We start from the raw sequence: 3097 nt of genomic DNA on the forward strand, positions 1-3097 counted from the left end.
CGGCCGGGCACGGCACGGAGGCCAAAGCCCGGAGCCCGATCGCGTTGCCCGCGGCCCGGGTCGCGCCCGCCGAGGCCGGGCCGCCCACCGAGGTCGCCCAGCCCACCCGTGGGTTCCTCGCCAAGGCCACGCTCGTCACCGCTGTTCTGTCCATCGCCGGTGCCCTGCTCGGTCTCGGCCGGGACCAGGCGCTCGCGCATCTCTTCGGGGCCGGGACCGAGACGGACGCCTTCCTGGTGGCGTGGACGGTGCCGGAGGTCGCGGCGACGCTGCTCATCGAGGACGGGATGGCGTTCGTACTGGTCCCGGCGTTCAGCCTGGCGGTGGCCCGGCGGGCACGCGGGACCGGCACCGGCGCCGACCCCGTACGCGCGCTCGTCGCCTCGACACTGCCACGCCTCGCCCTGGCCTTCGTGGCGGTCGCGGCCCTGCTGATGGCCGGGGCGCCCTACCTGGTCGCGGCCCTCGCTCCGGGACTGCCCGACCCCGGGCTCGCCGTCGACTGCACACGGCTGACCGCGACCTGTGTCCTGAGCTTCGGGCTCGCCGGTTACTGCAGCGCGGCCCTGCGCGCGCACCGCCGCTTCCTGGCGCCGGCGGCCATCTACGTCGCCTACAACACCGGCATCATCACGGCGATGTTCGTCCTCGGCGGCCGCTGGGGCGTACGGTCGGCGGCCGTCGGCGTCGCACTGGGCGGCTGTCTGATGGTGGCGGCGCAGGCGCCTTCCCTGGCCCGGCAGCTCTTCGGCCGCCGCCGGTCCGCCCCGGAGGCCGAAGCCGCCGCCGCACAGGGCCCGTCGCCCGTCGACGGCCCCGAAGCCACCAAGGCCACTCAAGTCACCGACGGCCCGGCCCCCTCGGTGAAGCACTCCGTCGAACTCGCCCTCATCGCGCCGGTGCTCATGTTCGCCCTGTGCCGTCAGTCCCAGGTCCTCATCGAGCGCTTCCTCGCCTCGACCCTCCCCTCCGGAGCCATCTCGCATCTGAACTACGCGCAGAAGGTGGCCCAGATCCCGATGACGCTCTCGCTGATGCTGTGCACCGTCACCTTCCCGGTGCTGGCGCAGGCGCTCGCCGAGGGCGACACCGAGCGGGCCCGCAACCGCGTGGAGCGGGACGTGGCGGTCGCCTCGTGCATGGTGCTGCTGGGCGCCGCCGCGGTGTTCGCGTGCGCCCCGCAGATCATCCAACTCCTGTTCCAGCGTGGCGCGTTCACCGCCCAGGACACGGCGGCGACGGCCACCGTCATGCGGGTCTACTCCGTCGGGCTGCTCGGGCACACGCTGGTGGGCGCGCTGGTGCGGACGTACTTCTCGGCCGGCCGGCCCACCTGGTACCCGCTGGCCGCGATGACGGCGGGCATCATCGCCACCTCCTGGATCGGTGCGGGGACCGTCGAGGCCTGGGGGGTGCGCGGGATCGCCACCGCCAACGCGATCGGGATCACCGTCACCGCGGCCCTGCTGCTGTCCGGCATGGGCGCGCGGCGCAGCGTACCGATCCGCACCCGCCGGGTCGTCCACGAACTGTCCAAGCCGGTCCGGGCCGCCGTGTGCGCGGCCGTCGCGGGGGCCTTCTGCGCGAGCCGCGTGGACTCCCCCGAACTCGCCCTGGCCGCCGGCGGTCTGACCGTGACCGTCGTCTACGTCCTGCTGCTCCGGGTGCTCGGCGTCAAGGCCGTCGCGCCCGCCTTCCGTACCGCCCTCCGCTCCGTCACACGAAGGCTGTCGCATGTCCGTTTCCGCTGAGACCCCCGACCTGACCCGCACCGACCCGCGCCCGGCCGCGCCCCTGTGGGTGGCGATGTACCACTCGGTGGGCGACTGCTCGGACGACCCGTACCGCATCACGGTCTCGCCCGACCGCCTCGACCGGCAGCTCGGCTGGCTGCGCCGCCGGGGCCTGCGCGGGGTGAGCATGGCCGACCTGCTCGCGGCCCGTGCCCGGGGCGAGGGGAAGGACCTGGTGGGGCTGACCTTCGACGACGGGTACGCGGACTTCACCGACAACGCCCTTCCGGTGCTGCGGAGCTGGGACTGCGGCGCCACCGTCTTCGTGCTGCCCGGCAGGCTGGGCGGCACGAACGAATGGGACCCGCTCGGCCCGCGCAAGCCGCTCCTCACCGCCGACGGCATCCGCCGGCTCGCCGACACCGAGGGCCTGGAGATCGCCTCGCACGGCCTCACCCACGTCGACCTCACCAAAGCGGACGACGCCCTTCTCGGCGCCGAGGCCGGTGGCAGCCGGGCCCTGCTCTCCGAGCTGACGGGCCGCGAGGTGCTGGGCTTCTGCTACCCGTACGGGACCGTCGACCAGCGGGTCGCCGACGTGGTGCGCGCGGCCGGCTACGAGTACGCGTGCGCGATCGACCCCGGCACGCTGACCGGCCCGTTCGCCCTCCCGCGGGTCCACATCGGCGAGAACGACACCTCCTGGCGGCTGCTGCTGAAGTACCGCCTCAACCGGCTCCGCCGCCGCCCGGTCCCCCTCACTCCGCCGGAGCCCGTGCCGTCGTCGGTGTCCCTGCCGTCCCCCGCGTCACCGGAGTCCCCGGCGAAGGAGACCCCGTGAAGGCCCTGCACGTCATCACCGGCCTCGGGGTGGGCGGGGCCGAGCAGCAACTGCGCCTCCTGGTCCGCCACCTGCCGGTCGACTGCGACGTGGTGACCCTCACCAACCCGGGCGCCGTCGCCGAGGACCTCACCGCGGACGGCGTACGCGTCATGCACCTCGGCATGCACGGCAACCGGGACCTGTCGGCGCTGCCCCGCCTGGTCCGCGAGATCCGCGGTGGCCGGTACGACGTGGTCCACACGCACCTCTACCGGGCCTGCGTGTACGGCAGGATCGCCGCGCGCCTCGCGGGTGTGCGGGCCGTCGTGGCCACCGAACACTCGCTCGGCGACTCGCAGATGGAGGGCCGCCGGCTCACCTCGGGCGTCCGCGCGCTGTACCTGGCCAGCGAGCGCCTGGGACGCGCGACGGTCGCCGTCTCGCCCACGGTCGCCGAGCGCCTGCGCCGCCGGGTGCTCTCGCGCCGGGCCGCGTCGAAGCGGAAGCGCGCCACGTCGATGCCGTTCGGTACGACCTCGAT

Annotated in this window: 3 protein-coding genes; all 3 read left to right on the forward strand. The window is 74.3% G+C overall.

The genetic code is table 11. The features are described 5' to 3' along the window. Positions 1-44: 44 nt before the first annotated feature. Positions 45-1751: a lipid II flippase MurJ gene (locus O3Q52_RS51180; protein ID WP_269655259.1), complete on the forward strand. Its 1707-nt coding sequence runs from the start codon at positions 45-47 to the stop codon at positions 1749-1751. Between the two features lie 55 nt (positions 1752-1806). Continuing rightward, a complete protein-coding gene (locus tag O3Q52_RS51185) occupies positions 1807-2574 on the forward strand; it encodes a polysaccharide deacetylase family protein (protein WP_332113028.1) in 768 nt (255 codons plus the stop codon). Then, positions 2571-3097 (forward strand): glycosyltransferase (locus O3Q52_RS51190; RefSeq protein ID WP_269655258.1); only part of this gene is annotated, 527 nt, incomplete at its 3' end. The genes O3Q52_RS51185 and O3Q52_RS51190, both read left to right, overlap by 4 nt.

The organism is Streptomyces sp. ActVer (assembly GCF_027270795.1).
GTDB classification, from domain to species: domain Bacteria; phylum Actinomycetota; class Actinomycetes; order Streptomycetales; family Streptomycetaceae; genus Streptomyces; species Streptomyces umbrinus_A.